This window comes from Alteromonas profundi (assembly GCF_010500865.1).
In the GTDB taxonomy this organism is placed as follows: Bacteria; Pseudomonadota; Gammaproteobacteria; order Enterobacterales; family Alteromonadaceae; genus Alteromonas; species Alteromonas profundi.
This window is the reverse complement of sequence record NZ_JAAAWN010000084.1, coordinates 1-1,198: the sequence shown is the minus strand read 5'-3', so window position 1 is coordinate 1,198 and position 1,198 is coordinate 1. Positions and strand designations below refer to the sequence as shown.

Annotated in this window: 2 protein-coding genes; both read left to right on the top strand. The window is 43.1% G+C overall.

Features of this window, described 5'->3' with window-relative positions:
- The first annotated feature begins 135 nt into the window (after nt 1-135).
- Nucleotides 136-387 carry a DUF6429 family protein gene (locus GTH32_RS19255; protein ID WP_239260053.1) on the top strand — a complete coding sequence of 84 codons (252 nt, stop codon included), beginning with the start codon at nt 136-138 and terminating at the stop codon, nt 385-387.
- A gap of 178 nt (nt 388-565) precedes the next feature.
- Nucleotides 566-991 (top strand): hypothetical protein, encoded by a 426-nt coding sequence (locus GTH32_RS19250; protein ID WP_163088808.1) that lies wholly within the window; start codon nt 566-568, stop codon nt 989-991.
- Nucleotides 992-1,198 lie beyond the last annotated feature (207 nt).

The following is a 1,198-nucleotide window of genomic DNA, read 5'->3' as shown; positions in this document are numbered from 1 at the left end:
TACTTTCCTTTGTACGCCTAACAAAACGCTGTTGGCACTCCCTCCGGTCGCTGGGACGCTAACACGTGGGCTGGCTCGCTTCGCTCGGATTTTAGCCCACGTGCTAGCGCCCCAAAGCTTAGCGTTAGTAGCCATATGAAAATGGAGACAGCAGTGGAAATAGATGAAGATAAAATCGATGAAGCGGCACTTGCTCTGTTTTACCTTACTCTGCACGACAAGTTTGGTAGGGCTTGGAAGCAAATAGATTGGAGTATCACCGACCGGCTTTATGAAAAAGGTTATATTCACGACCCTGTTGGCAAATCAAAGTCTGTTGTTTTAACTGAAGAAGGGCTCGCCAAATCAGAAGAGCTATTCAAAAAGTTATTCGTCAAAAGTGAGTGAGTATTATGCGCATAGCTCAGCTGTTACTCTAGGATGTATCAGCGTGGCAACTAACAAGCCAATTAACGCACTCACTTCGTTCGCTGGGACGCATACACGCGGGGCGGCTGCGCCATTATGCCCCACATGTCTGCGCCCGTTATTGGAAAGTTATACGCTATGAGCATCAAGGATAGAAATGCAGCTTAAAAAACCTAAGTATCTTCTCATTACTCAAAAGTTAGGGCTTAAGTTACCACTAGTTTGGTGTGGTTCAGCGTTCTTAATCGGCGTGTTTACTCAAGAAATAGCAGCTGCAATCTTCATTTCATTTTCATCTTTTTTCTTAACTTGGCTTACTTGCAAACTTTCAGGCTTTTTCTTCAGCTTCCAAGAACACAGCGGCATTCTAAAAAACCATATTTACGACAACGTTATAAAAGCAATTTGGTTTACAACTCTGTTTTGCCTCGTAGTGAATTTCTTTAAATCTCTACTCATTAAAACAGGAAGTGAAGCATTCTTGGGCTGTGTATTTTCAATCGTTTATTATGCCTTTATGCTTTCTGCATCAAACCGCTGGGGTATGCACTTCGTTGAAAAACGCGTACAACAAAAAAATTAAGTCACTCACTTCGTTCGCTGGGACGCATACACGCGGGGCGGCTTCGCCATTATGCCCCACATGTCTGCGCCCCTTATTTAAAAGTTAGAAGGCGTCAGCCTAAACTACGTTTGGCTTTATAAAAATATCAGTTCAACTACCCTCACCTGTTGTTTCAATCATCGCCAAAGCATTGGTAGTTTTAATGTCACCACGCTTACTTAAAAG